A 26308-nucleotide genomic window follows, 5' to 3' on the forward strand; every position below is an offset into this window, starting at 1 on the left:
GAGGTTCGCCCAGGAAGGCGGATAGAACGATACTTCCTATCTGTAATGTTATTACATAATCAAGCGAGAGTTGGACTTTTCCGCAAGTACGTGGACGGCCCCATCGCGTGTGACAGGAGCTGTTGCGTCGCCTGGTTAGTCTCTACCGCGAAACCGGCGCTGGTAATCCGAATCGTAGAGAGCGCTCTCGCGGAAGCCTTCGGCCGAGAGCGTGCGACCGACGAGGATCAGGGCAGTGCGCGCGATGGGGTCGGCGGCGAGTTTGCCGACGATATCGGCAAGCGTGCCCATGATGATCGTCTCGTCGGGCCAGGATGCGCGGGCAACCACCGCAACGGGGCAGTCGGGCCCATAGAGGGGCGTGAGTTCGGCAACGACATCGTCGATCGCGTGGATGGCGAGGTGGATGGCGAGGGTCGCGCCCGACCGGGCGAAAGTGGCAAGCGTCTCGCCCCCTGGCATGGGCGAGGCGCGGCCGGAAACGCGGGTGAGCACCAGGCTTTGCGCAATACCAGGAAGGGTGAGCTCACGTCTCAGTGCCGCGGCGGCGGCGGCAAAAGCGGGAACGCCAGGCGTCATCGTATAGGCGATGCCATGCTTTTCGAGGCGCCGGACTTGTTCGGCGACAGCGCTCCACACGGAGAGGTCCCCCGAGTGCAGCCGGGCGACGTCCTGCCCGGCGGCATCGGCCTTGAGGTACTCGGCCTCGATCTCATCGAGAGAAAGCGGCGCGGTGTCGACGAGGCGGGCGTCGGCCGGGCACCAGGCCAGCATCTCGCGCGGCACGATGGAGCCGGCGTAGAGGCAGACCGGGCAACGCACCAGAAGGTCACGGCCGCGCACGGTGATGAGATCGGCGGCTCCGGGCCCTGCGCCGATGAAGTGGACGGTCACGGGGCCTCTCCCTTGACCCACACCCATTGCGTGACGGGCATTGCCGGACGCCAGCCAGTCATGGTGCCGACAGGGTCAGCGCGAGCGATGGCCACGCGGGTTAGCGATCCGCCAAGGGCGGCCTGGCGAGCAAGGAGAAGCGCTTCGAATTCGACGGTGACAGCGTTGGCAACCAGCACGCCGCCGGGCTTCAACGCGGCGACCGCTGCCTCGACCACCCCGGGATCGCTGCCGCCGCCACCGATGAAGACGGCGTCGGGCGCGGAAAGGTCGGCCAGCGCCTGCGGCGCCTCGCCGTGAACGACCTCGAGATCCGGCGCGCCGAAAGCAAGTGCGTTGCGGCGGATGCGCATCGCGCGCTCACCATCGGCCTCGACCGCAATGGCGCGCATGGCCGGATCGGCAAGCATCCACTCGATAGCGACTGAGCCCGCACCCGCTCCAATATCCCAGAGCAACTGCCCGCGTTTGGGGGCAAGGGACGAGATCGTCAGCGCGCGGATCTCGCGCTTGGTAATCTGCCCGTCATGCTCGAAGAGATCGTCGGCAAGACCCGGAGCGCGGATCAGCACACGCGCGTCGGAGTCCGCGGCAACCTCGATGGCGACGAGATTGAGCGGGTTGACCGTGGCAGAAGCGAAATCCTCGGCATGATGCTGGCTGATGCGCTCGTCGGGCCCGCCCAGAGCCTCGAGCAGGATGAGACTCGACGGACCGAAGCCGTTGGCTGAGAGCAGTTGCGCGATGGCGGCCGGCCCGTCCTCGTCGGAGGTAAGCATCAGCAGGTGCCGGCCGGGCTGCAGGTGCGGCAGGATGAGCTCGATCGGGCGGCCATGCGCCGAGACGGTCGTCACGTTCTGAAGCGGCCAGCCGAGCCGGGCTGCCGCAAGGCTGAAGGCCGAGGGCGCCGGCACGACATGCATCTCCTCGACCGGCACGGTGCGTGCCAGCGTCGCCCCGATGCCGAAAAGGAAAGGATCTCCCGAGGCGAGGACGCAGACCCTGCGCCCCCGCTCGGCCGCAAGTACTTCGAGCGACCGGGTGAGCGGGGACAGCCAGGCATGGCGTTCGCCGGCGATCAGCGAATCGGCAAGGCCTAAATGCCGTTCGCCGCCAAAGACGATCTCTGCGTTGGCGATCACGGCCCGGGCATGCTCGCCGAGGCCTGCAACCCCGTCTTCACCAATACCGACGACCGACAGCCACCTCATGCCGGCGAGCCCTTCGAAAACCGCGGTGTGTAGACGAGGTCGGGCAGGTCCGCGCGGGGGACGCGGCGGGTTTCGGGAGAGCCGACGATGATGCAGGTGGCCATGTCGGCCAGCGCCGGGTCGGCCTCGGCGAGGGTGGTGACGACGATATTCTCGTCCGGGCGCCCGGCCGCGCGGCCGAAGACGATAGGGGTTTCGGCGGTGAGAATGGCGCGCAGGATCTCGAGCGCCTCGCCCAGCTGCCATGGCCGGTGGCGGCTGACGGGATTGTAGAGCGCGATGACGAAGCCGGCCGCGGCCACGGCCTTGAGGCGGCCGGTGATGACCGGCCAGGGCTTCAGGTTATCCGAGAGCGACATAGCGCAGAAATCATGGCCGAGCGGCGCCCCGACACGGGCGGCGACGGCCAGCATGGCGGTGACACCGGGCACGATGTGGATGTCGAGCGCGCGCCATTCGGGCGGTCCCGCCTCGACCGCCTCGCAGACGGCGGCGGCCATGGCAAAGACCCCCGGATCTCCGCCGGAAACGAGGCAGGCGACATTGCCCGCTGCAGCACTTTTGAGCGCAGCATCGGCGCGCGAGAGCTCCTGCCGGTTGTCAGAGGCGATGCGGCGCTGGTCGGGCCGCAGTTCGAGCCGATCGACATAAGGGCCATAGCCGTAGATCTCGCTGCAGGCGGCAACGGCGGCAAGCGCCTCGGGCGTGACCTCATCGGGATTGCCGGGACCGAGGCCGACAACATAGAGCCTGCCGCTCATGGCGTCGCCTCTCCCCGCCCGCGCCAGCCGGGCACCAGTACCAGGGCGAAATAGGGCGCGATATCGTCGGCTTTCTCGGCGAGCGGCAGTTGGCGGGCGGCAGCCATGGTACCGCGCTCGACATAGATGGCGCCTTCGAGCCGCCCGGCGGCGGCGAGCGCCCGGCGGACCTTGGGAAGGTTGCGCCCGAGCTTCATGACGACGACCGCCTCGCTCTCGCCAAGCCGGCGGGCAAGGTCGGCCTCGGGCAAGGTGCCGGGAAGCACGATCATCACATCGTCCCCCTGCACCATCGGAACGCCCGCAGACGACCAGCAGCCGGACATGGCGGTGACACCGGGAATGACCTCAGTCTCGAAGCGGTGAGCAAGGCGCACATGCATGTGCATGTAGGAGCCATAAAAGAGCGGATCGCCCTCGCTCAGTGCCGCAACACTGCGGTCGGCAGCGAGGTGGGCGGCAAGGCGTTCTGCGGCGGCATCGTAGAAACCAGTGATAGCCGAGACATAACCGGGATCGTTCCGCTCGATCTCTGTGGTGACGGGATACAGCAGTGCTTCCTCCACCTGCTCGGGGCCAATGAGATCGGCAACGATGGCGCGCGCATTGCTGCCATTGCCGGCCTTGGCGAAGTACGCCACGACGTCGGCCGATCGGACGGCGCGCACGGCCTTCAGCGTCAAAAGCTCCGGATCACCCGGGCCGGTGCCGACACCGATGAGGCGACCGCTCATAGTCCCGGCCTCGCCAGTGCGTTGAGGGCGGCGGCGGTCATGGCGCTGCCGCCGAGCCGGCCGGTGACCACGGCGTAGGGTACGCCATAGGCATTCTCGGCCAGTGCTGCTTTGGACTCGGCGGCGCCGACGAACCCGACCGGCATGCCGAGAATGGCAGCAGGCTTGGGCGCGCCGTCCCGTAGGAGCTCGAGCAGATGGAAGAGCGCCGTCGGAGCATTGCCGATGGCAACGACCGCTCCCGCGAGGCGCTCGCCCCAGAGGTGCAGCGCAGCGGCAGACCGCGTGTTGCCAAGTTGCTGGGCGATCTCCGGTACCGCCGGGTTGCGCAGGGTGCAGATCACATCGTTGCTGGCCGGCAGGCGCGCGCGGGTAACGCCGTGGGCAACCATTTCCGCATCGCAGAAAATAGGGGCACCCGCTGCGAGCGCCGCGCGAGCGGCGGCGACGAACCCGGACGAAAAAACGATACTGGCGGCAGCTTCCACCATGCCGGCGGCATGGATCATGCGCACGGCCACATCCGCCTCCTCCGGCAAGAAACGGGCGAGGTCCGCCTCGGCGCGGATGATGGCAAAGGACCGCTCGTAAATGGCGGCGCCGTCCTTGATGTAGTCGTAGTGCGTCATCCTATCCCCGCAAGGCCGCCGCGATCCCCTCGGGACCGAGTCGGACGAGCCATTCGGCCGCGCTCTCTTGTGCATGCTCGCGCGCGCGATACAAGCGCTCGAGCATGAGAAAGCCTGCGGGAATGGCTCCAGCAGGAAAGACGGCGGCCGGTTCGGCCGAGGCGGAGCCGGCAAAGACGAGGCCGCAGGTGCCATCCGGCTGACCGACAAGCACCAGCGAGGCCGGGCGCGGATGGGCGCAACCCTTGGCGCAGCCGGAGACGTGGAGGGCGATGCTGCCGTCGAGGAAAGACGGAGCGGCTTGCGCAAGGCGAGCGGCTAGAGCACGCGTCGCGATCCCGCCCGAGGCGCAGCCGTCACGGCCGGCGCAGGCGGCGATCGCGAGGCGCGGGTCGGCAGGGTCGGCAACGAAGCCGAGCGCAGCGGCGCGTTGGCGCAGTCGGGTCACGGCCCCCGCGCCAGGGCCGACGACATAGAACCCGCGGCGGGGGGCGAGGCGCACCTCGCGTGCGCCAGCGTTGCCGGCAGCCTCGGCAAAGGCGGCAAGCGCCGGGGCCTCGATACTGCCAAACGGGAGCGCGAGGCCGAGAGCATGAGTGCCGTCGGCAAGCTCCAACGTGCCGATAGGTGCAGGGATGGAAGCGGCCGGTGCGGGGCGGCGAGCGCGGGCCAAGGGTCCCCGAGCGGCGATAGCGTCGAGTTTACCAAGGGTCGCGGCGATGGCGGCCGCTTCGCCAAGAGCTTCGCCTGCATCAATCCGCCAGCCGCCTTCGGCGGCTTCGACCCGAATGTCGGCGGCAAGGCTCGCGAGGATCATGCCGCCATCGACAATGACGGTGACTTTCGGCGACAGGCGTTCGGCAAGGCCCGCATTGGCGATGGCCCTGCGCAGCGCAGCGGCGAGCGGCCGCGGATCGGCGCGCTCGGCGGGATCCAGCCCGGCGAGCGGCGCCGTTTCGATCGGCACCCCCTCTTCGACCGCAACCGCCGCCCTTATGGCACGGGCAAGCGGGGCAGCGGTCGCCGCCGTGAGCCCGCGCACCTGCAGGCTGCCGCGCGCGGTGATCTCGATGAGGCCGTTGCCGTACGCTTCTGCGGCGCGGGCGACTGCGGTGAGAGCCGCAGGGGTCAGCGTACTGTCGATCGGGCGGAAGCGGGCGAGGAGGCCATCACCGGTCGGCATCGGCTCGCGCAGCGTCGGGCAAGCCCCGCGCCGCGATGGCGCGGGCGGTTCGGCACGGACAGCAGTGGCAGGCGTCTGCGGCAAGGGTCTTGTTCCCGAAACGAGCGAATGTTCTAGCCTGCGCTGCCGCGCGTGTCATGCACCAGCGCGGCGGCGCAGCAGATAGGTGTCCATGATCCAGCCATGGCGGGAGCGGGCTTCCGCACGCCGGCGCTCGATGTCTTCGGCAACGTCCGAGAGACGCCCGGAGACGAGGACCTCGTCCGGCGTGCCGAGATAAGCGCCCCAGTGGATGTCGTAATCCTCGCCCTCGAGCGCCTTGAACGCCAGCTGGCCGTCGAGCATGACCACCGTGTCGGTTCCGATAGGAGCCCCGGCGAGGCGCCGGCCGGTGGTGACGAGCACCGGCTCACCGACGCGGTTCAAGGGGATGGCGTGGGCGGCGGTGAGCGCCTGCAGGCTGGTGATGCCGGGGATGACTGCGACCTCGAACGGCGGCGCACCGATCTCTTTGACGCGGGCGAGGATGCGCAACGTGCTGTCGTAGAGGGAGGGATCTCCCCAGACGAGAAAGGCGCCGGTGCCGTCTTCCTCCAACTCCTCGGCGATGAGACGGGCATGGATCGCGGCGATGGTCTGGTGCCAGTCGGCCACACGGGCGGCATAGGAAGCGGTCGTCTCGTCGCGCACCGGCATGGCAAAGGGCACGAGCCGCCCGGCACCGGTGACGTAGCGAGCGACGATCTCGCGGCGCAGATCCGCCAGGTCCGCCTTGTCGGCGCCCTTTTCGGGAATGAACAGCGCATCGGCCCGGTTGAGGGCGTTGATCGCCTCGATGGTGATCTGTTCGGGATTGCCGGGACCGATGCCGACGACGAGAAGCCTGCGCATGGACGAGAGCGTTACCGTAAGCAGCGCCTCTCGCCAAGTCCGGCTATCTACCCGAAAAGGCGAGCCTCAGGCCAAGCAGTGCAAAGGCACCGGCAAAGCCGCGCCGCAGCCAGGCCATGATCTGCGGCCGGCCGATGACATGCCGTCGCGCCGCCGCAGCGAAGGCGCCGTAGACAATGAAGACGGCGAACGTCAGCACCATGAAAATGGCACCGAGGGCCAGCATTTGAAACGTCGCCCCGTCGGCATCCATGGCGACGAATTGCGGCAGGAACGCAAGGAAGAACAGCGAAAGCTTGGGGTTGAGGACGTTGATGAGCAGGCCCTCAATGACGATGCGCAGCCCAGAACGTTCGCCCCGGCTTTCGCTGATTGTCAGCGCTCCGCCATTTCGCAACACCCCCCAGGCCATCCAGAAGAGATAGGCAACGCCCAGGTACCGCACGAACTCGAAGGCGAGCGCGCTGGCATGGAGAAGCGCCGCAAGCCCGGCAACGCTCGCCACGATATGCGGGAGGATACCGAGCGTGCAGCCAAATGCCGCGAGAACACTCGCCCGCAGGCCGCGCGAAAGGCCGAAGGCAAGGGTATAGAGCACGCCCGTGCCTGGCAGCAGAATGACGATGAGGCTGGTCAGCAGATATTCGACGGTCATGACGGGTTCTCCAGTGGACACCCCATTCAATCGCCGACTAGATGACCGCGTCTTGAACGCAATTGCGGGAACGGCACGCAACGTCCCGGAGGCACGTCTCCCGTTGATGAAGAACGCGCCGCCCTCCAAGCCCAACCCCAGCAAAGCAATGAACGAAACAACACAGTTCTTGGAACTCCCTGTGCACGCGTTCGGATCGGTCGCGCCGCTCTTTGCCGACCAGACCATGCACTTGAGCGTAGCGGCGGTTCTGGCCGGATCTGCCGAGGGCGCCGTTTACGTGGACGACATCGCGGCGCCGCGCCTCGCCGTGCTGGAGGGACCCGAGGGTTACTATATCGGTCGGGACACCTCGTCGGCCGCTGCGCGCGGCGGAATCGACGAGATCATTCCACCCTGGGCCTATGTCTACGCGCCACCGCAGGAGGAACATGGCATCCCGTCGACCGCCCAGATCTACCCTTGCATGCTGCGCCATCCGCGCGTCTGTCTGACGCTCGATCTGTCGCGCTGGGAGGCGCCGCCGACACCTCACGGCAATGATTATCTGGTCGAGGTGACATCCGAAGGTGTCAGTATTCTCAAGGAAACTGGGATCGTTGCCTGGTGCCGACGCGACGTCATACTGCATGAGCGTGCCGAGATCGGTGTTGGAACATCGGCCGCCTTTCGCCGACTTGGGCTCGCGAAACACGCCGCTGCGGTTTACCTCCAATTCCTTCAAGGCGAGGGAATCCGCAGCGTAGGCTGGCACTGCCATCTCTCCAACCGGGGCTCCCGCCGCCTTGCCGAAAGCCTCGGCTTCATTCCGTTGCGCCAGTATTATGCGTTCAGCGCCAGCCTGCCGGCGGAAAATCCCGGTGATCTCGAAACGTCCGAGCTGGAAGCCTTCGGCCACCACTTCGCCGAAGCTGCCACAAACGTGAACTGGCTGGATTTCCATGCCGCTGCCGCCTACGCCCAGGCCGGCCGGACCGACCTTGCCCTTACCTGTCTGGAGCGGCTCGTCACGGGAAACTGGCAGGGCCAGGCCTCTTGGCTGGTCGCACATTGGGCGCTGGCGCCACTTGCAGGCGAGCCGCGATTTCAGGCCTGCGTCACCGAGCAGGCCCAGAGGCGCAAAGTACCGGCCGTATAGACGGGGTTACTAAACGCGGGCGGCTGCGTAGGCTCCCGGCGTCAACCCGTATCTGCGCACGAATGCTCGCGTCATATGGCTCTGGTCGGCAAAGCCGGCGGTCGACGCCGCCTCGGCGAGCGGCATGCGCCGGGCGATCAGGCGGCGGACGAGATCGATGCGGCGCTGCACCTGGTAGGCGTGCGGGGTGAGCCCCGTCTCCCGAGCGAAGGCGCGTAGGAGCTGGAAGCGGGTAACACCGGCAGTTCGCGCGAGCTCGGCGAGCGACACCGCAGCGGCCGGATCGTCATCGATGCGGCCGCGGGCAGCGGCGATGCTTGCCAGAGAGCGGGTGCCGAGCCCCTGCCCCGTCTGCCGGCGCAGGATGTCGCCAACGAGCGCCAGCAACGCGGCCTCGCTCCCCGGATCGGCGATGGTGGATAGGAGCCGCGCAACCCGCGCAACCACACGCGGATCGGCGAGGACGGGATCATGGAACTCGAAGGCACGGGCGGCCGGATCGATATCGGCGACCGCCCCGGCGATTACCTCCGGATCGACATAGAGCATGCGCCAGGCACGGCCGGCGTCGCCGATCGGGGCGCCGTCATGCACTTCGCCCGGATTGACGGTAATGACGTCGCCTGCCCCGGCCTCGACGGTGCCCCGACCGCTCAGGGATCTCTGCGCCCCGCGCTCGACAACTCCGATACCGAAGGCCTCGTGCGTGTGGCGGGCAAACACCTGGGCGGAATCGGCTGCGACAACTTGGATGCCGGCAAGGGCACTTGAGAGAACTCGAAACTGCCCGCGGGCAGTCACGATGCCTCCCGCGCGCGGCTCGCCGGAAAGACGCCGGACATGGCGGTGAAGCCTTCGATGCGGCGGACGCGGTCGAGCCAGCGGCGGATGGCCGGATAATCCTGGCGGGAAATGCCGCCTTCCTCGGAAAGCGCCGTATAGGGAAAGCAGGCGATGTCCGCGGTCGTCGGATGATCGGCCTTGCACAGCCATTCCCGACCCTCTCTTTCCGCGAACCACAAATGTTCGTCCATGGTGCGGAACAGTTGGTGCGCTCCCGACTGGGCTTTCTCCAGGTCGAAGTCATAGTTCATGGTGATCGTGAGCCGTGCCGCCGAGGCGGTGCCGGTGATGCGATTGGCAAAATCGTGCCAGATCTCGATCTCGGCCGTGAGCGCCGGATCATCGACCGGAAACCACTTGCCGGTCGTATCGTACTTGCGCGCCAGGTAAACGAGGATCGCCTGGCTGTCGCGCAGCACCAGGCCGTCGTCGACCAGCACCGGAAGTTCGCCGAACGGATTGAGCTTGAGGAACCAGTCCGACTTGTGTTCGCGGCCGGGATAGAAATCGACCGGCACGATGTCGTACCGGACCCCCAGGATGCTCATCATCAGTCGGAGTTTGTAGCAGTTGCCCGAGAGCTCGAAGTCGTAGAGCGTGATCATATGTCGAGCACCAGCCGGTCGGATTTGGCGCGCGACACGCAGGTCATCATGCAGCTGTTGGAGCGCCGCTCGGTGTCGTTGAGGTAGACGTCCTGGTGGTCGGGGATGCCCTCGAGGACCGTGGTCAGGCACGTGCCGCACGCGCCCTGTTCGCAGGACGACGGCGCATCCACCCCATTCTCGCGCATGACCTCGAGGATCGACTTGCCCGAGGGAATGGCCAGCGTCAGCGCCGAGCGGGCGAGCTCGACGGTGAAGGTCGAGGAGAGATCGATCTCGTTGACATTCTTGAAATACTCGAAATGCACCGCCTCTTCCGGCCAGCCGGCTTCGGCGGTGCGGCGCCGTACGAGATCGAGCATGGGGCCGGGTCCGCAGACGTAGAGGTGCCGTGCAAAGCCATAGCCCGAGACGAGCTGCTCGATTTCGGCTGCGGTACCGGCCGGATCGAGCCCGATATGCGGGACAACGCTCTCCCCCAGCTTGTCGAGCGCCTCCGGGAAAGCGACGTGCTCGGGTGACCGGGCGAAGACGTGGAGCTCGAACGGCAGCCGCGAGGAGGCAAGGGTCTTGGCCATGGCCAGCAGCGGCGTGATGCCGATACCGCCGGCGATGAGGATCGTTCTCGTCGCGTCGCGCCGCAGCGGGAAGTTGTTGCGCGGTTCCGAAATGGCAACGACATCGCCCTCGCGCAGCTCGTCGGCGATGGCGACCGACCCGCCGCGCGAGTCCGGCTCACGCTTGACGCCGACGGTGTAGCTCAGAAGTTCGCCCGGACCATTGGTGATCGAATATTGCCGGATAAGCCCGTTAGGCAGGAAGAGGTCGAGATGCGCGCCCGGCTGGAAGGTCGGTAGGTGCCCCTCGAGCGCGGCGAGTTCCAGCCCCGTCACATCCGCCCCCGCCTGCCACTTGCGCGCCACGCGAACCCTGAGCTTCGCTTGCCGGCCAAAACGCAGATCCGGCATGGTGGCGAGCTCGAGCGAGACCGGCTCGTAGACAGGGACCAGCGGCTCGGGCGCCTCTTCCAGCGCCATCTCGGCCTCAACCTGCCGGCGCAGGGTCGAAAGGCGCTCGTTGAAGAGGCGCAGGAGTGAAAGCTGGTCATCCCAGGATTCCGCTTCCACGACGCCGCGGATGACGGCCCGCCCGGAATCGACCGGCTGCACGAAGAACACGGCAGCCCGACCGTCGACGCCGGTGAGAACGAGCCGCGCACCGAGTGGCGGCAGGCTCTCGACGTCGCTTTCCGCCTCGCGCGCCGCCGTCAATGCGGCGAGAACCGCGCCGGGGCGGGCGTTGACCGGGAGCGGGCGCAGCGGCATCCAGTTACCTTCGGGCAGCGGCGGCGCGAAGGGCGTGACATCGCCCATGGCCGACCAGACGAGGCCGAGGCTCTCGACCGCCGGGAAGGTGCGGTTGGTGATGCGCCGGGCCGGGGCATCGGCCGGATGGGCCGGAATATAGGTGCAGCCCGCCGAACGGTTGGCATAGCGCCAGCCGTGGTACTGGCACTTCAGTTCCGCACCTTCGTTGAGGCCGATGGAAAGTCTGACCCCCCGGTGGAGGCAGCGGTTCTCCCAGACATTGACGTTGCCGTCATCGGCCCGCCACACGGCGAATTCCTGGCCGAGCAGTTGGCCGTGATAGACGTGGCGGAAAGGCAGGTCTTCGCTCGAGGCGATCGGGTGCCAGGCGGGATGGCGGATGTCGGTCATGGTCTGGGTCACGGGGCAGGTGCCTCGAAAGGTGCGAAGCGGGCGGGATCACCCCCCTCCCGGCCTCCCCCACAAGGGGGGAGGTGCTGGTCCCGTGGCTTTGACGGGATCGGGTCAAAAGCACAATGCGGCACCTCCCCCCTTGTGGGGGAGGCTGGAAGGGGGGTTCTACCGTGAGTGCTCAAGTTCAAAGCCGTCCTCACGCCGCCTGCGGGATGACGCCGTAGTTCACGCCCTTCTGGCTCAGCCACCGGCGGTAGGCGATGGCTGACTTGTCGGCGCGGATCGGGGTTTCGGCGCGCGGATCCAGCGGCAGCCTCTTCGGGTACTGGTTCTCGAGGATGGGCTTGTCCTGCCCGAAGATGGTCTGTTGGAAGCGGCGCATCGCCGTGATGGTGTTCTCGTCGTCGATCATCGACTGCAGGAGATGGGCGCGGATCGTCTCTTCGGTCATCGGCTGGCAGAAGATACCGATCACATCGAGCCGGCTCTCGTCGGCCGGGCACGACTTGTAGAGCACCGAGCAATAGGGGTGCGGCACGCGGTAGATATACTCGACATCCTGTCCCTCGTCGGCCGAAAGGGCCGCGCGCGGCTGATAGAAGCGACAGCGGGTGGCCAGGATCTCGTCGCGCTCATAGGAGATCTCGACATCGTATTCCTTGACTTCCGTGTGCGGCTCTTCGCCGAGGATCCCCGTATGGACATAGGGGAAGTGCCCCATGTCGAGGAAGTTCTCGACGGCGCGCGGGGCCGAGACGTTCACGCCCAGTGAGCCGCAGCTCATGTTCTTGCGGTCGGGTTCGTAGAACTCCGGGATGGAAAACAGATCGTCGGGCGGACTGCCGAGGCTCGTCCAGGCAAAACCGTAGCGCTCGATGACCAGAAGAGCCGCGCCGGTATCGCGCCGGCGCACCTCGACCTCGCCATTGGTCCCGCGCCGATAGTCGAGGCGCGTGTCGAGCAGCAGCGTCGAGCGGTAGGGACCGGGGCCGATCTCGGCGGCAGCCGAAAAGACGTGCCAGGCATCGAGAATGGCGGCGCTGGGCGCGATGGGCATGAGAGAGCCTCAGGCGAATAGGTGATTCCGAGGCCGGCGCGATGACCGGCCAAACATGCAGTTATTCATGCATGGGGGTGCGGGTCAACGGTGAGGGTGTGTCGCCCAGACGCTGGAAGGCCCCTCACCCGCCGGCTCCGCCGTCGACCTCTCCCCAGAGGGGCGAGGTGAACTCGAGTTGTGCTCGTGCTAGGATCACGCGCACCCACAGGGTCCCCTCGCCCCTCTGAGGAGAGGGACAGGGTGAGGGGAGTGGGGGTAGCGGGGGGTGAGGGGCCTTCTGCCTCGGCCTTTCACCTACCGCGCCAGCCACCCGCCATCGACCGGCACCACCGCGCCATGCATATAGTCGGAAGCAGGCGCAAGGAGGAACGAGACGGCATCACCGATATCGGAGGGTTCACCCCAGCGTCCGGCGGGAATGCGGGCAAGGATCGCGGCGGAGCGGTCCGGATCAGCGCGCAGCGCCTGGGTATTGTTGGTCTCGATGTAGCCGGGCGCGACGGCGTTGACGTTGATGCCCCTCGCCGCCCATTCGCAGGCGAGAAGCCGGGTGACGCCGAGGACGCCGCTCTTCGACGCAGTATAGGAAGCGACACGGATGCCGCCCTGGAAGCTCAGCATCGAGGCGATGTTGACGATCTTGCCGCGCCGGCCGGCGGCGAGGGTGCGGCGGGCGAAAGCCTGGCAGAGGAAGAACAGGGACTTGAGGTTGACGTCCATGACGCTGTCCCAGTCCTCCTCGGAAAAGTCGAGCGCGTCGACACGGCGGATGATGCCGGCGTTGTTGACGAGCCCGTCGATGGGACCATGCGCCTCCCAGGCGGCGTCGAACATCGCCTGGGCATCGGCCGCAACCGAAAGATCGGCCTCGAGCGCAGTGAAGCGCCCGCCGAGACCGGCAACGAGACTCGCGGTCTCGCCCATCGCGGAGCGGCCGGCGCCGAGCACGTGCCCGCCGGCACGCGCGAGGGAAAGGGCGATGCCCTGCCCGATACCCGTATTGGCGCCGGTGACGAGGACGGCTTTCCCTTCGAGGCTGAATGCGGAAAGATCTGCCATTAGAGAAGCGCGCTCATCTCGACCTTCTCGACATCGGTGTAGTCGACATTGTCGCCGGCCATGGCCCAGATGAACGTGTAGCCCGCGGTGCCGGCACCTGCGTGGATCGACCAGGGCGGCGAGATCACCGCCTGCTCGTTGCGCATGACGATGTGGCGCGTCTCGTCGGGTTCGCCCATCAGGTGGATGACGAAGGCATCGGCCGGCAGGTCGAAATAGAGATAAGCTTCCATGCGCCGGTCGTGGACATGGGCGGGCATGGTGTTCCACACCGAGCCCGGCGCAAAGGTCGTCATGCCGACGACGAGCTGGCAGGTCTTTGCCCCTTCCGCGTGGATGAACTGGAAGATCGAACGCTCGTTGCAGGTTTCGCGCGCACCGAGGTCGAGACGCTTCGCTTCCCCGATGCGGATGAGGCGGGTTTCGTGCGTAGCGTGCGCCGGGGCGCTCAACAGATAGAACTTGGCCGGATTGGCGGCATCGGCCGAAGCGAACGATATCGCGCGCGTGCCCATGCCGACATAGGCCATGTCGCGTGCGGCCATGTCGAACGCCGACCCGTCGGCGTTAATGGTGCCGGCCCCGCCGATATTGACGGCGATGAGCTCGCGCCGATCGAGGAAGTTGGCGGTGCCCGTCGGCTTGATCGCCTCCAGCGCCAAGGGGCCGGCGACCGGAACGGCGCTGCCGACCGCCATGCGGTCGTAATGGGTATAGGTCCAGTTGACGCGGTCGGACGCAAACAGGTCGTCGACGAGGAAATTCTCGCGCAGTTCGCCCGTGGTCATCATGGCGGCGCTCGCCGGATCGACGGCAAAGCGGATGTCGTAATCGGTGGTCATAACGCAGTCCTGACTGTCACGTGTTGCGGGAGGTGGCGCGCAGGTCTTTGAGGCGCTGCCGGTAGCGATCCTGACTGCGCGTCAGGTGCTCGCGCATGGCCCTCCGGGCCGCGTCCGCATCCTGCCGGGAGATGGCCGAGACGATCTGCCAGTGCTCGGCCTGCAGGCCGGCCTGATAGTCGTAGGTCAATGCGCTTTCTGTACCCCAGGGCGAGGCGATGTCGCAGGGGATGGTACGGCTGCCCAGCGCGTCGAGCACCTGGACGTAGAAGGGATTGTTGGTCGCCACCGCAATGGCCCGGTGAATGGCGAAATCCGTCTTGCCGGTGGGCACCCCGACGTCGAGGAGCCGGTCAAACTCGCCATAGGCTTCATGGATGGCGGCATCCTGGGAACTCGTGCGGCGCATCGCTGCGAGGCCGGCGCTCTCGATCTCGATGCCCATACGCACCTCGAGAACGTTGATGGCGTCCGAGATGCGATTGCCGGTTTCCGCGCCGATGGAGCGAATGGCCGCGTTGGGATTGGCGATGACGAAAACGCCCGCGCCCTGTCGGGCTTCGACGATCCCGTCGGCGGCAAGCGTGGCGATCGCCTCGCGGATAACCGTGCGGCTGACCTTGTAGTGCGCGGTCAACTGGCTTTCCGTCGGCAGCTTGTCGCCACGGGCAAACTCGCCAGCAGCGAACTGCTTGCGCAGTTGGCTGACGACCAGAGCTGCGAGCTTGGGCTTGCGGACCGCTATGCGGTCGATTTCGGCTTCGACGGTCATCGCGGCACCCGTGTGAAAACCGACGGCAGCCAGAGCGAAAGCGCCGGGATATAGGTGACGAGGATGAGGACGATGATGCCGGCAAGGTAGAAGGGCCAGATCGAGCGCATGGCGCGCCAGATGGAGATGCGCCCGACCGCGGCGGCGACGAACTGCACCGGCCCGAGCGGCGGCGTGTTGAGGCCGATGCCGAGATTGAGGATCAGGATCACCCCGAAATGGATGGGATTGACGCCGAAGGCAACGACGACGGGAAGGAAGATGGGCGTCGTGATGATGATGAGCGGCGCCATGTCCATGAACGTGCCCAGAAACAGCAGCAGCACATTGATCAGCATGAGGACGACGAGCGGATTGTCCGAGATCGTCTGCATGGCCGCGATCATATGCGCGGGCACCCTGAGAAAGGCCATGAGCCAGCCGAACGAGGCGGCCGTGCCGATGATGATGAGTACCATGGCCGTGGTCCGCACCGCCCCGAGCGTGGCGTCGACGAAGGCGCGCCAGCCGAGGGTGCGATAGACGAGCAGCGTCACGAGCAGCGCGTAGAGGACGGCGATGCACGAGCTTTCGGTGGCGGTAAAGACGCCCGAACGCACGCCCCCGAAGATGATGGCGATGAGCAGAAGGCCTGGCACGGCGACAATGAAGTACCAGCCTGTTCTTCGGAAGCCCGGAAAAGGCTCGGTGGGATAGCCACGCCTGCGGGCGACGAAATATGCGGTGATCATCAACGCGAGGGCGAGCAGGAGCCCGGGTATGATGCCGGCGGTGAAGAGATCGGCGATGGAGATGCGACCGCCCCCGGAGATCGAATAGATGATCATGTTGTGGCTGGGCGGCAGCAGAAGTGCGATGAGCGCTGCCATCGAAGTGACGTTGACCGCGTAGGCGGGGTCGTAGCCGCGCTGTTGCATCTGCGGGATCATGATGCCGCCGACGGCCGCCGCTTCGGCGACCGCCGATCCCGAGATGCCGCCGAAAAGGGTCGAGGCGGCGATATTGACCTGCCCGAGTCCGCCGCGCACGTGACCGATGAGCGAGCCGGCGAAGGCCACGATGCGCGAGGCGATGCCGCCGCGCACCATCAGGTCTCCGGCATAGATGAAGAACGGGATCGCCATCAAGGTGAAGACCGAGACGCCCGCGTTCAGGCGCTGGAAGACGACGAGCGGCGGAATACCCAGATAAAGGACGGTGGCAAAGCTCGAGATGCCGAGGCAGAAGGCGATCGGCGTACCGATCAGCATGAGGACGATGAAGGTGCCGAAGAGGACAACGAGTTCCATCACTGCGCCTCACTGACATGGGCGACATCGGCCTCGCTGTCGACGTCGACGCCGGCAAGGCGCAGCACTATCCGCTCGAGGGTGAAGATGCAGATGAGGAGCCCTCCGGTCGTGACCGGCATGTAGTTGAAGCCGCCTGGCAGCCCGAGGACGGGAATGATCGCTGACCACGTCTGGATGATGAGCTGGAGTCCGTAACCGACCATGCCCACCCCGAAGGCAAAGACCGCGAGGTCGGCCAGTCCCCGAAGCCAGACCTTGGCGCTCGGCGGCAGGACATAGAGCAGCACGTCGAACCCCATGTGGAAACGCTCGCGCACGCCGACGGCAGCGCCGAGGAAGATGAACCAGCTCATAACCTGGATGGAGGTTGCCTCTGTCCAACTCGGCGAATTGTTGAGCACGTAACGCGAAAAGACCTGCCAGGCGACGACCGCGGTCATGGTGACGAGGCCGAGGCCGGCGAGATAGAGGGCGACGCGGCTGGTCACCGAGAGCGCACGGGAAACCGCGGCGAGCGGCCGGTCGATGCTGCGGGATGTCGACATGGGTTTGCTGCCCCGGCTAGCGCGTTTTCAGCAAGTGGACACCACTTTCGCGGTTTGAAAACGCGAGAATTCAATGGATCCAGAGCCGGCCCCGGGGCGGATCACTCCACCCCGGGACCCGGCGGATTATTCGACCGCCTGGATGCGCGCCACGAGATCCTTGAGCTCGGGCGTATCGGCATACTTCTCGTAGATCGGCTCCATGGCGGCGATGAACGGCGCCTTGTCGACCTCGGTGATCTCGCTGCCGGCGGCGATCACCGCCTCGCGGGACTTCTCTTCCTGCGCATCCCAGAGCTCGCGCTGGTAAGGTACGCTGTCCTTGGCCGCTTGGCGGATGATCTCCTGGTCCTCGGGCGAGATCGTGTCCCAGGTTGTCTTCGACATGACGAGGACTTCCGGCACGATGAGGTGCTGGTCGAGCGAGTAGTACTTGGCGACTTCGGCGTGACCTGAGGTCTCATAGCTCGGCCAGTTGTTCTCGGCTCCGTCGATGACGCCGGTCTCGATGGCCGAATACACCTCGCCATAGGGCATGGGCGTCGCATCGGCGCCGAGCGCTTCGACCATGTCGACGAAGACGTCCGACTGCATGACGCGGAACTTCAGTCCCGAAAGATCATCGATGGACGCGATCGGCTTTTCGCTGTTGTAGAACGAGCGTGCGCCCCCGTCGTAGAAGGCCAGGCCGATGAGCCCATGTGGCTCGAAAGCGGCAAGGATCTCGTCGCCGATCTCCCCGTCCATGACCTTGCGCATGTGCTCGACCGAGCGGAAGATGTAGGGAAGCGAGGGGATTTTGGTTTCAGGAACCAGGCCATTGAATGGCCCAAGCGACACGCGGTTGAGATCGATGACCCCAAACCGCGTCTGCTCGATGGTGTCGGCTTCTTCGCCGAGCTGGGCCGAGTGGAAAACCTCAACCGAGTAGCGCCCGTCGGTCCGCTCGGCAACGAGCTCACCGAAGCGCTTCACCGCCTCGACGGTCGGATAGCCGTCCGGATGCGTATCGGACGAGCGCAGAACGGTCTGGGCGCTGGCCGCCCCGATCGAAAGCGCCGTGGCGACGAGTGCGCCCATCGCCAGTTTCGGCAAATGCAACATGAATGAATCCTCCCTTTTTGAGCGCCACCGCGAGCGGACTTTCTCCCGGCCGGTCGGTGTGGCGCAAGGCATCCGCCGCTGGCGGCGGATGCGCGGGCGAACGTCAAAGGTTGCGCCCGGAGGAATCTGGTATGGAAGATCGCCCGGCAAGTCAACATACAAACGCCGGCAAGTTGTATGATGAATTGCGCGGGGTTCTAACAACGGGTTTGGAACCACGCTTCCCGCCATCCGTTCGCCAAGTGTCCGTCCGGAAGGCAGAGCATTATGCGGTTCATGTCAACTTTCCTCCATGGCATCGGCGACTACGTCGGCGGGATAGTGCTCATTCTCGCGCCTTACCTGTTCGGCTTTGCGACGGGCGGCATCGCACAATGGCTGCCTATGATCCTTGGGGCAGCGGTTATCGTCTATAGCCTCTTTACCGACTTTGAGCTTGGCGTCGTCAGAGTCATTCCGATGCGCCTGCACCTCATTTTCGATGGCATCGGCGGCCTTTTTCTCGCCGCCTCGCCATGGCTGTTCGGGTTCTCGACTGAGGTCTTCCTGCCCCACCTGATTTTCGGCATCCTCGAGATTGGGGCCAGCCTTACAACCCAGACCCAACCGAGGACCCGGTCGGCAGACCAAAGCGGCTGAGCACACGAAACCCCGGCCGCCCTTAGTCCCAGCTCAGCGATCCGCCGGACTGGTACTCGATCACCCGGCTCTCGAAGAAGTTCTTCTCTTTTTTGAGGTCCATCATCTCGCTCATCCAGGGGAACGGGTTTTCGGTCGGCGCAAACACCGGCTCCAGGCCGAGTTGCGCACAGCGGCGGTTGGCGATGAAGTGCATGTACTCCTCGCAAAGCGCCGCGTTGAGGCCTAGAAAGCCGTTGGGCACGGTGTCACGACCGTAGGCGGCCTCGAGCTCGGCGGCCGCACGCAGCATGGCGCGGATCTCGTCCTGGAACTCGGACGTCCACAGGCGCGGGTTCTCGTGCTTGATCTGGTTGATGACGTCGATGCCGAAATTGAGGTGCAGGCTCTCGTCGCGCAGGATGTATTGGTACTGCTCGGCGATGCCGACCATCTTGTTGCGCCGCCCGAGCGAGAGGATTTGGGCAAAACCGGTATAGAACCACATGCCCTCGAAAACGACGTAGAAGGCAACGAGGTCGCGCAGGAACGCCCGGTCCTTTTCCACCGTGCCGGTCGAGAAGGACGGATCGTCGAGGCTCTGTGTGTGGCGGAGCGCCCAGGCGGCCTTGTCGGTGATCGACGGCACCTCCCGATACATGTTGAAGAGCTCGCCCTCGTCGAGCCCGAGGCTCTCGACGATGTACTGGAAGGTATGGGTGTGCACGGCCTCCTCGAACGCCTGCCGCAACAGGTATTGCCGGCATTCCGGGTTGGTGAGGTGCCGGTAGATGGCAAGGACGATGTTGTTGGCAACCAGCGATTCGGACGCGGCAAAGAAGCCGAGATTGCGCTTGATCATGCGGCGCTCGTCCTCAGTCAGCCCGTCCTTTGATTTCCACAGCGCGATATCGGCCTGCATCGACACTTCCGTCGGCATCCAGTGGTTGTTGCAGCCGGCAAGGTATTTCTCCCAGGCCCATCTGTATTTAAGCGGCAGCAGCTGGTTGACGTCGGCACGGGCGTTGATCATCGCCTTGTCCGAGACCGAAACGCGAGCCCCGCCGCGCTCGATGGCGCCGAGCCCGGTAGCGTCAGCGGGGTTCGGGTGGTTGGTTGTTTCGTCCCAAGCTAGGGTCGACATGGTGGTTTCCTTTCGGTTGAAAGACCCCCTCATCCGGCGCTGCGCGCCACCTTCTCCCACGAGGGGAGAAGGGAGGAGGGCTACTGAGATCGTGGGTCGTCGCTGAATTGGCGCCGGTCCCCTTCCCTTCTCCCCTCGTGGGAGAAGGTGGCTCGCGCTGAAAGCGCGAGACGGATGAGGGGGGTCTACTGACACGCCTCGCAATCAGGATCATCGATCGCGCATGCCTTGCCCTCGACCACCGCTTCCAATCCCGGCGGCGTCGCGGCCACAGCTGAAACCGCGTTGAGCTTGCCGTCGGTGCCTTTCAGCGTCGACTTCTCCACATGCGTCGCCGAACGCGAGCGCAGATAGTAGGTGGTCTTCAACCCCATCTGCCAGGCCAGCCGATAGATGGCATCGAGCGCCTTGCCGGAGGGGTTGGCGACATAGAGATTGAGGGACTGCGACTGGTCGATCCATTTCTGCCGGCGGGAAGCCGCCTTGATCAGCCAGGCAGCGTCGATCTCGAAGGCGGTGGCAAAGACCGCCTTCAGGTCGTCCGGCACCCGGTCGATCTGGCCGAGGCTGCCGTCGAAATATTTGAGGTCCGCCACCATCACCTCATCCCAGAGGCCGCGGGCCTTGAGCGCGCGCACCAGCAGCGCGTTGACCACGGTGAAGTCGCCCGACATGTTGGTCTTGACATAGAGGTTCTGATAGGCCGGCTCGATCGACTGGCTGACCCCGCAGATGTTGGAGATCGTCGCCGTCGGCGCGATGGCAAGGCAATTGGAGTTGCGCATGCCGACGCTCGTCACCCGTTCGCGCAGGGCCTGCCAATCGAGCCGCTGCGTGCGGTCCATGTCGACGCCGCCGCGTGCGTCCGCCAGGAGCTCGATGGAGTCGATCGGCAGGATACCTTTCGACCACAGGGACCCTTCGAAGCTCGGATAGCGGCCCCGCTCCTCGGCAAGGTCCGTCGAAGCGCGGATTGCGTGGTAGGCGATGGCCTCCATGCTCTCGTCGGCAAAGGCGACGGCCGCCTCGCTCGCATAGGCGATCGCCTGCATCTGCAGGGCGTCCTGGAAACCCATGAGGCCGAGGCCGACCGGGCGGTGCTTCAGGTTCGAGCGCCGCGCCTCGGGAATGGTGTAGAAATTGATGTCGATGACATTGTCGAGCATGCGCATGGCGGTGCTGACCGTCACCGCGAGCTTCTCGTGATCGAGCCCGCTTTCGGTCAGGTGCGTTGCAAGGTTGACCGAGCCGAGATTGCAGACGGCCACCTCGTCGGCCGAGGTGTTGAGCGTGATCTCGGTGCAAAGGTTCGAGGAGTGCACCACCCCGACGTGCTGCTGCGGCGAGCGCAGATTGGCAGGATCCTTAAAGGTGATCCATGGGTGCCCGGTCTCGAACAGCATGGTCAGCATCCGCCGCCAGAGATCGACGGCGCGCAGGGTCTTTGAGACCTTGATGCGCCCGGCGACCGCATCGGCCTCGGCCGTTTCGTAGGCAGCCTTGAAGGCGGAGCCATAGAGGTCGTGGAGCTGCGGCACCTCGTCCGGCGAGAACAGGGTCCACGGCCCGTCCTCGGCGACACGCTGCATGAAAAGGTCCGGCACCCAGTTGGCCGTGTTCATGTCATGGGTACGGCGGCGGTCGTCGCCGGTGTTCTTGCGCAGGTCGAGGAATTCCTCGACGTCGATATGCCAGGTCTCGAGATAGGCGCAGACGGCGCCCTTGCGCTTGCCGCCCTGATTGACGGCGATGGCCGTGTCGTTGGCGACCTTGAGGAACGGCACCACGCCCTGGCTCTCGCCGTTGGTGCCCTTGATGTGAGCGCCAAGGCCGCGCACCGGCGTCCAGTCATTGCCGAGCCCACCCGAATATTTGGCCAGCAGGGCATTGTCGCGGATCGACGTGAAGATGCCGTCGAGGTCGTCGGAAACGGTGGTCAGAAAACAGGACGACAGCTGCGGCCGGCGCGTGCCGGCGTTGAACAGCGTTGGCGTCGACGTCATGAAATCGAAGCTCGACAATAGGTCGTAGAAGGCGATCGCCCTGCCCTCCCGGTCGACTTCGCGCAGCGCCAGGCCCATGGCCACTCGCATGAAGAAGGCCTGCGGCAGCTCATAGCGCGTACCGGCGGCATGGAGGAAATAGCGGTCGTAGAGCGTCTGCAGCCCGAGATACTGGAACTGCAGATCCCGCTCCGGCTTCAGTGCTGCCGCGATGCGGTCGAGGTCGAAGCGGCCGAGTTCGGGATCGAGCATCTCAGCCTCGATGCCGGCCTTGACATAGGCCGGGAAATACTCGGCATAGCGGGTTTCCATGTCGGCCTGCGTTGCCTGCTCGGGCCTCGAAAAGACGAAGCTCATCGCCTCGCGGCGGAGCTTATCGAGCAGCAGCCGGGCAGCGACCTGCGCGTAATTGGGCTCGGTCTCGACGAGCGTGCGCGCCGCCATGATCGGGGCGAGCGCCAGTTCGTCCGCGCCGATACCGTCGTAGAGGTTGCGGCGGGTCTCGGAGAGAATCGGTCCGGCCGAGACGCTATCGAGGCCCTGGCAGGCTTCGAGGATCACCCGTTCGAGCCGAACCGTGTCGAGCGGGACGCGGGCGCCCGTCGCGTCGCGCATCGTCAACTCGGGTTCCTCGGGCACGACACGCGGCTTTCTCGCCTCCGCCTCGGCCCGCTCGCGGGCGCGGGCCTCGCGATAGAGCACGTAGGCGCGGGCGACCTTGTGGTGTTCTCCGCGCATCAGGGCGAGCTCGACCTGATCCTGGATGTCCTCGATGTGAAGGGTGCGGCCTTCGCTCGACCGGCGGGTCAGGGCCGCGACGATGTCGAGGGTCATGTCCTCGACAATCTCGTGGATGCGGCGCGAGGCGGACGCGCTGCTGCCCTCGACCGCGAGGAACGCCTTGGTCAGCGCTGCGCTGATCTTGGTCGCATCGAACGGCGTGACCGCGCCATTGCGGCGGATGACGTGGAAACCCGGCTCGGCGGGAGCACTGGGCGTGTTAGCCGCGGCGGGCGGCTCGGCATGGAGGACTTGCGACATCGAAACCCCGGTGGTTGCAGCGAGGGCCGAGCGGACGCGCACAGGAACGAGAGCCTTCCGGCCCGCCCGCGAAACGCCTCACCGGGACACCCCGCCCGTGGAGATTAAATCAGCGTCGCGGCAGGTCTCCTGGCTCGCGGGTCGACACCGATCGCCGCCTTCCCAGCCCCAAAGGACCAGTGGACATGAAGGGATCGGCTCGCCGCTTACAGTTGCGGGGGCAGCGCCGGCATCGCACCGGCTTCCCTCTTGGCCCTTTATCTTGCGATGTCAAGGACCGCGACACACTAGATATTGTGCCTGAGTCACGATTCCGTCAACCGGCAATTTTCGCCGAATTGGGTAGGAGCAGGTCCCAATTCATCAATCCACCCCGGTGGATTACTATAGCTCTGGGTAATGGCGATCCTCACACCCCCGCCCGCAGCCGCCTCGCCGCGGTCACCAGATTGGCGAGCGAGGCGGTGACCTCCGCCCAGTCCCGCGTCTTCAATCCGCAGTCCGGATTGACCCATAGTCGTTCGGGCGGGATCGCCTCGCCGGCCTTGCGGATCAACCGTTCCATATCGGCATCGTCCGGCACCCGTGGGGAATGGATGTCCCACACGCCCGGGCCGATCTCGTTGGGATAGGCGAAGGTCCTGAACGCCTCGATCAGCTCCATGTCCGAGCGCGACGTCTCGATGGAGATGACGTCGGCATCGAGCGCCGCGATCGCCGGCATGATGTCGTTGAACTCGGCATAGCACATATGGGTGTGGATCTGGGTGGTGTCGGCGACACCACCGGCCGCGAGGCGGAAGCAGTCGACCGCCCAGGCGAGATAGCTCTCCCGGTCGTCATGGCGCAGCGGCAGGCCCTCGCGCAGCGCCGGCTCGTCGATCTGGATCATGCCGATGCCCGCCTTTTCGAGGTCGAGCACCTCGTCGCGGATGGCGAGCGCGATCTGCCGGCAGGTTTCAGACCGCTTCTGGTCGTTGCGCACGAAGCTCCACTGCAGCATGGTGACGGGACCGGTCAGCATCCCCTTGACCGGCTTGGCGGTCAGCGACTGGGCATAGGCTGACCAGGCAACGGTCATCGGCGCCGGGCGCGAGACATCGCCGAAGATCACCGGCGGCTTGACGCAGCGCGAGCCATAGGACTGCACCCAGCCGTTCCTGGTGAAGGCGAAGCCGGCGAGCTGCTCGCCGAAGTACTCGACCATGTCGTTGCGCTCGAACTCGCCATGCACCAGCACGTCAAGCCCGATCTCCTCCTGCAGGCGTACCGCCCGTTCGGTCTCGGCCCTGAGGAAAGCCTCGTAACCGGCGGCATCGAGAGCACCCTTGCGGAAGGCCGCCCGCGCCTCGCGCACCGGCTTGGTCTGCGGGAACGAGCCGATGGTGGTCGTCGGGTAGGCGGGCAAATTGAAGCGCCTGGCCTGGACGGCGCGGCGCTCGGCATAACCAGCCTTCCGCCTACGGGCGGCCTCCGTCACCGCGGCAGCGCGAGCACGCACGGCCGGATCCGAAGTGTGCGATGACGCCTGGCGTGCGGCAGCAGCGGCCGCGCTCGCCTCGAAGGCGGCGCGCACCGACGACATCCCGGTGCGGATGGCTCCGGTCAGCGCTGCGACCTCCTCGAGCTTCTGCAACGCAAAGGCCAGCCAGGATCTGAGTTCGTCATCGAGCGCCGTCTCGAGGTCGAGGTCGACCGGACAGTGCAGCAGCGAGCAGGACGGCGCGATCTCGAGCCGCTCCGGACCGAGCCGATCCCAGGCACCGCGCACCAATGCGATCTGCTCCGGCAGGTTCGCCCGCCAGATGTTGCGCCCGTCGACGACGCCGATGGAGAGCACTTTTTCACTGCCAATGGCGGCGAGCACCGGGCCCAACTGCTCTGGCGCCCGCACGAGATCGATGTGGAGCCCCGCGACGGGAAGGCCTGTGGCAAGTTCGAGATTGTCGCGCAGGCCCTCGAAGTAGCTGGCGAGCATGATCTTCGGCCCTACGGCCGCCAGCCGTGCATAGGCCGTCTGCAAAGCGGCCTGCTGCCTCTCGGAGAGGTCGAGCGCCAGCACCGGCTCGTCGACCTGCACCCATTGCGCCCCTTCCGCCTTCAAGGCAGCGAGAAGCTCGGCATAGACGGACAGCACGGAATCGAGCAGGTCGAAGGGATCGAGGCCTTCGTCCTTGGCCTTGGCGAGTGAGAGCCAGGTGACGGGACCAACCAGGACCGGCCGGGTTTCGACGCCGAGTGATCTGGCCTCCCGATACTCCTCCACGGCCTTGGCCGAGAGCAGCTTGAACGCTGTGTCGGCGTGCAGTTCAGGCACGATGTAATGGTAGTTGGTGTCGAACCACTTGGTCATCTCCATGGCCGGTGCCGCGTCGGTACCGCGCGCCATGGCGAACTGCAGGGTGAGGAGATCGCCCTCTGCCGCGTGGGCGAAACGTGGGGGAACGGCGCCGAGCGCCAGCGTCATATCGAGGACGTGGTCGTAAAAGGAAAAGTCGTTGCTGGGCACGATGTCGATGCCGGCAGATTTCTGCAACTGCCAGTGGCGGGTGCGCAGCTCGCTTCCGGTCGCCAGCAGCGCCTCAGCGCTCGACTGGCCTTTCCAAAAAGCTTCGACAGCGGCTTTCAACTCGCGGTGGGCGCCGATGCGCGGAAAACCAAGATTGGCGGAACGGGTCATGGAGATACCTGTGGGCAAGCGGCGTGAACGCCGCGACGGCGCCACGCTAGAACGATCGAAAAAGGGGTTGTGACCGCCGGCGCGAGGCGCAGCGGAAAATCGATCAGGAGCGCCGCATTCGCACGTTGATGCGCGTCGGGAACAGGTACGACAAGCTGCGTACGATCATCGTCATTCTCCTCGCCGACACACCCCGGTCGGTCGCTCTGTGGAAACAGCGTCGAGGTAGGTCTCCTGGCTCACGGCCTTGGGGTCGCCCGCCTTCCCGGAAGCTTCCAGTGGCACAATGGGCGTCCCGACCGCCTACAGTTGCGGGGGCAGCTTCGGACTGGCGACCGGGACATATCCTGGAGCCGCGCACCGAATTCCCTGTTATCCCCTTGCGGGGACCTCGGACACCACGAGACTGCCGCAGTTCGGCGAGGATGTCAAACGAGACATAAAGATTTCTTTATATCCTATTTCCACTACCCCATCGCCGCGCCGCGTTCCGCCAGCAGCTCGCGCAGCACGGAGCGGTGGCAGCGCTCTTCGCTCTCGCAATAGCAGCCGACGGCGAGGTTGGTGGTTCGTGACAGGGCGGTGAGGAGATCGAGGGTCTGGCTGGCGGCCGGCTGCTTCATCTCAGCCTTGAACTTGCGCACGAACGCTGCCCAAGCCTTGTCATCGGCTGCTGCCTGCGCCTCGACGACCAGCTCGGCGCTGGGCGAGAGCACCGGCAGCCACACATCGTAATAGTCGCGGCTGGCGAACTCGGCCTTGGGCACGCCCCGCGGCGGCCGGCGCACTGTGCCGAGTCGCAATCCCTCCCCCTTCGCCCGCGGCGAACCCAACCTGACGACATGGATGCTCATGGCAGTCTCCCATCGCTCATGACGGCCTG

At 65.8% G+C, this 26308-nt stretch carries 24 protein-coding genes and 2 riboswitches; of the genes, 2 read left to right on the forward strand and 22 right to left on the reverse strand.

Features of this window, described 5'->3' with window-relative positions; genetic code table 11:
- Nucleotides 1–135 precede the first annotated feature (135 nt).
- Genes cobM through QQK18_RS15175 form a run of 8 tightly spaced genes read right to left on the reverse strand, consistent with a single transcriptional unit; the run spans nt 136 to nt 6958 of the window.
- Nucleotides 136–894: a precorrin-4 C(11)-methyltransferase gene (cobM, locus tag QQK18_RS15140; protein ID WP_284341191.1), complete on the reverse strand. Its 759-nt coding sequence runs from the start codon at nt 892–894 to the stop codon at nt 136–138.
- Nucleotides 891–2105: a precorrin-6y C5,15-methyltransferase (decarboxylating) subunit CbiE gene (cbiE, locus tag QQK18_RS15145; RefSeq protein WP_284341192.1), complete on the reverse strand. Its 1215-nt coding sequence runs from the start codon at nt 2103–2105 to the stop codon at nt 891–893. Before cbiE ends, cobM begins: the two co-directional genes overlap by 4 nt.
- Nucleotides 2102–2866 (reverse strand): precorrin-3B C(17)-methyltransferase, encoded by a 765-nt coding sequence (locus QQK18_RS15150; protein WP_284341193.1) that lies wholly within the window; start codon nt 2864–2866, stop codon nt 2102–2104. Before QQK18_RS15150 ends, cbiE begins: the two co-directional genes overlap by 4 nt.
- Complete coding sequence (locus QQK18_RS15155) at nt 2863–3600, reverse strand: precorrin-2 C(20)-methyltransferase (protein WP_284341194.1); 738 nt, start codon at nt 3598–3600, stop codon at nt 2863–2865. Before QQK18_RS15155 ends, QQK18_RS15150 begins: the two co-directional genes overlap by 4 nt.
- Nucleotides 3597–4229, reverse strand: coding sequence for a precorrin-8X methylmutase (locus QQK18_RS15160; RefSeq protein ID WP_284341195.1), 633 nt, complete (start codon nt 4227–4229; stop codon nt 3597–3599). The genes QQK18_RS15155 and QQK18_RS15160 overlap by 4 nt, the downstream gene beginning before the upstream one ends.
- 1 nt (nt 4230) lies before the next feature.
- The gene (locus QQK18_RS15165) at nt 4231–5496 is read right to left on the reverse strand and encodes a precorrin-3B synthase (protein WP_284341196.1); all 1266 of its coding nucleotides are present in this window, start codon (nt 5494–5496) and stop codon (nt 4231–4233) included.
- Between the two features lie 51 nt (nt 5497–5547).
- A complete protein-coding gene (gene cobF / locus QQK18_RS15170; RefSeq protein WP_284341197.1) occupies nt 5548–6303 on the reverse strand; it encodes a precorrin-6A synthase (deacetylating) in 756 nt (251 codons plus the stop codon).
- Between the two features lie 43 nt (nt 6304–6346).
- Nucleotides 6347–6958 carry a LysE family translocator gene (locus QQK18_RS15175; RefSeq protein WP_284341198.1) on the reverse strand — a complete coding sequence of 204 codons (612 nt, stop codon included), beginning with the start codon at nt 6956–6958 and terminating at the stop codon, nt 6347–6349.
- 181 nt (nt 6959–7139) lie between these two features.
- On the opposite strand from QQK18_RS15175, the gene QQK18_RS15180 reads away from it, so the two are divergent.
- Nucleotides 7140–8096 (forward strand): GNAT family N-acetyltransferase, encoded by a 957-nt coding sequence (locus tag QQK18_RS15180; protein WP_284341199.1) that lies wholly within the window; start codon nt 7140–7142, stop codon nt 8094–8096.
- 9 nt (nt 8097–8105) lie between these two features.
- Here QQK18_RS15180 and QQK18_RS15185 read toward each other — a convergent pair whose 3' ends face one another.
- From QQK18_RS15185 to QQK18_RS15230, 10 genes are all read right to left on the reverse strand, one after another.
- A complete protein-coding gene (locus tag QQK18_RS15185) occupies nt 8106–8897 on the reverse strand; it encodes an AraC family transcriptional regulator (RefSeq protein ID WP_284341200.1) in 792 nt (263 codons plus the stop codon).
- Nucleotides 8894–9544 carry a glutathione S-transferase family protein gene (locus QQK18_RS15190; protein WP_284341201.1) on the reverse strand — a complete coding sequence of 217 codons (651 nt, stop codon included), beginning with the start codon at nt 9542–9544 and terminating at the stop codon, nt 8894–8896. Before QQK18_RS15190 ends, QQK18_RS15185 begins: the two co-directional genes overlap by 4 nt.
- Nucleotides 9541–11262, reverse strand: a complete 1722-nt coding sequence (locus QQK18_RS15195) for a Rieske 2Fe-2S domain-containing protein (protein ID WP_284341265.1) — start codon at nt 11260–11262, stop codon at nt 9541–9543. The genes QQK18_RS15190 and QQK18_RS15195 overlap by 4 nt, the downstream gene beginning before the upstream one ends.
- A 199-nt stretch (nt 11263–11461) precedes the next feature.
- Nucleotides 11462–12322, reverse strand: coding sequence for an aromatic ring-hydroxylating oxygenase subunit alpha (locus QQK18_RS15200; protein ID WP_284341202.1), 861 nt, complete (start codon nt 12320–12322; stop codon nt 11462–11464).
- A 297-nt stretch (nt 12323–12619) separates the two neighbouring features.
- Complete coding sequence (kduD, locus tag QQK18_RS15205) at nt 12620–13384, reverse strand: 2-dehydro-3-deoxy-D-gluconate 5-dehydrogenase KduD (RefSeq protein WP_284341203.1); 765 nt, start codon at nt 13382–13384, stop codon at nt 12620–12622.
- A complete protein-coding gene (gene kduI, locus QQK18_RS15210) occupies nt 13384–14226 on the reverse strand; it encodes a 5-dehydro-4-deoxy-D-glucuronate isomerase (RefSeq protein WP_284341204.1) in 843 nt (280 codons plus the stop codon). The genes kduD and kduI overlap by 1 nt, the downstream gene beginning before the upstream one ends.
- Before the next feature lie 16 nt (nt 14227–14242).
- Nucleotides 14243–14998 (reverse strand): FadR/GntR family transcriptional regulator, encoded by a 756-nt coding sequence (locus tag QQK18_RS15215; RefSeq protein ID WP_284341205.1) that lies wholly within the window; start codon nt 14996–14998, stop codon nt 14243–14245.
- On the reverse strand, nt 14995–16287 hold the full coding sequence (locus tag QQK18_RS15220) for a TRAP transporter large permease (RefSeq protein ID WP_284341206.1): 1293 nt from the start codon (nt 16285–16287) through the stop codon (nt 14995–14997). The genes QQK18_RS15215 and QQK18_RS15220 overlap by 4 nt, the downstream gene beginning before the upstream one ends.
- Nucleotides 16287–16835: a TRAP transporter small permease gene (locus QQK18_RS15225; RefSeq protein ID WP_284341207.1), complete on the reverse strand. Its 549-nt coding sequence runs from the start codon at nt 16833–16835 to the stop codon at nt 16287–16289. The genes QQK18_RS15220 and QQK18_RS15225 overlap by 1 nt, the downstream gene beginning before the upstream one ends.
- 126 nt (nt 16836–16961) lie before the next feature.
- Nucleotides 16962–17939 (reverse strand): TRAP transporter substrate-binding protein, encoded by a 978-nt coding sequence (locus QQK18_RS15230; RefSeq protein ID WP_284341208.1) that lies wholly within the window; start codon nt 17937–17939, stop codon nt 16962–16964.
- 276 nt (nt 17940–18215) lie between these two features.
- Here QQK18_RS15230 and QQK18_RS15235 point away from each other — a divergent pair, with 276 nt between their 5' ends.
- Entirely contained in the window at nt 18216–18578 is a 363-nt protein-coding gene (locus QQK18_RS15235; protein WP_284341209.1) for an SPW repeat domain-containing protein, read from the forward strand.
- A 22-nt stretch (nt 18579–18600) separates the two neighbouring features.
- Here the strand turns inward: QQK18_RS15235 and QQK18_RS15240 are convergent, their stop codons facing one another.
- The 4 genes from QQK18_RS15240 to QQK18_RS15255 form a co-directional block, all read right to left on the reverse strand.
- Entirely contained in the window at nt 18601–19701 is a 1101-nt protein-coding gene (locus QQK18_RS15240; RefSeq protein ID WP_284341210.1) for a ribonucleotide-diphosphate reductase subunit beta, read from the reverse strand.
- Nucleotides 19702–19886: 185 nt separating this feature from the next.
- On the reverse strand, nt 19887–22745 hold the full coding sequence (locus QQK18_RS15245) for a ribonucleoside-diphosphate reductase subunit alpha (RefSeq protein WP_284341211.1): 2859 nt from the start codon (nt 22743–22745) through the stop codon (nt 19887–19889).
- 102 nt (nt 22746–22847) lie between these two features.
- Nucleotides 22848–23042: riboswitch (cobalamin riboswitch) on the reverse strand.
- Nucleotides 23043–23154: 112 nt separating this feature from the next.
- Nucleotides 23155–25425 (reverse strand): 5-methyltetrahydropteroyltriglutamate--homocysteine S-methyltransferase, encoded by a 2271-nt coding sequence (gene metE, locus QQK18_RS15250; RefSeq protein ID WP_284341212.1) that lies wholly within the window; start codon nt 25423–25425, stop codon nt 23155–23157.
- Between the two features lie 208 nt (nt 25426–25633).
- Nucleotides 25634–25834: riboswitch (cobalamin riboswitch) on the reverse strand.
- A 58-nt stretch (nt 25835–25892) separates the two neighbouring features.
- Nucleotides 25893–26279: a DUF488 domain-containing protein gene (locus QQK18_RS15255; protein ID WP_284341213.1), complete on the reverse strand. Its 387-nt coding sequence runs from the start codon at nt 26277–26279 to the stop codon at nt 25893–25895.
- Nucleotides 26280–26308 lie beyond the last annotated feature (29 nt).

Source organism: Devosia nitrariae (assembly GCF_030160115.1).
Classification (GTDB): domain Bacteria; phylum Pseudomonadota; class Alphaproteobacteria; order Rhizobiales; family Devosiaceae; genus Devosia; species Devosia nitrariae.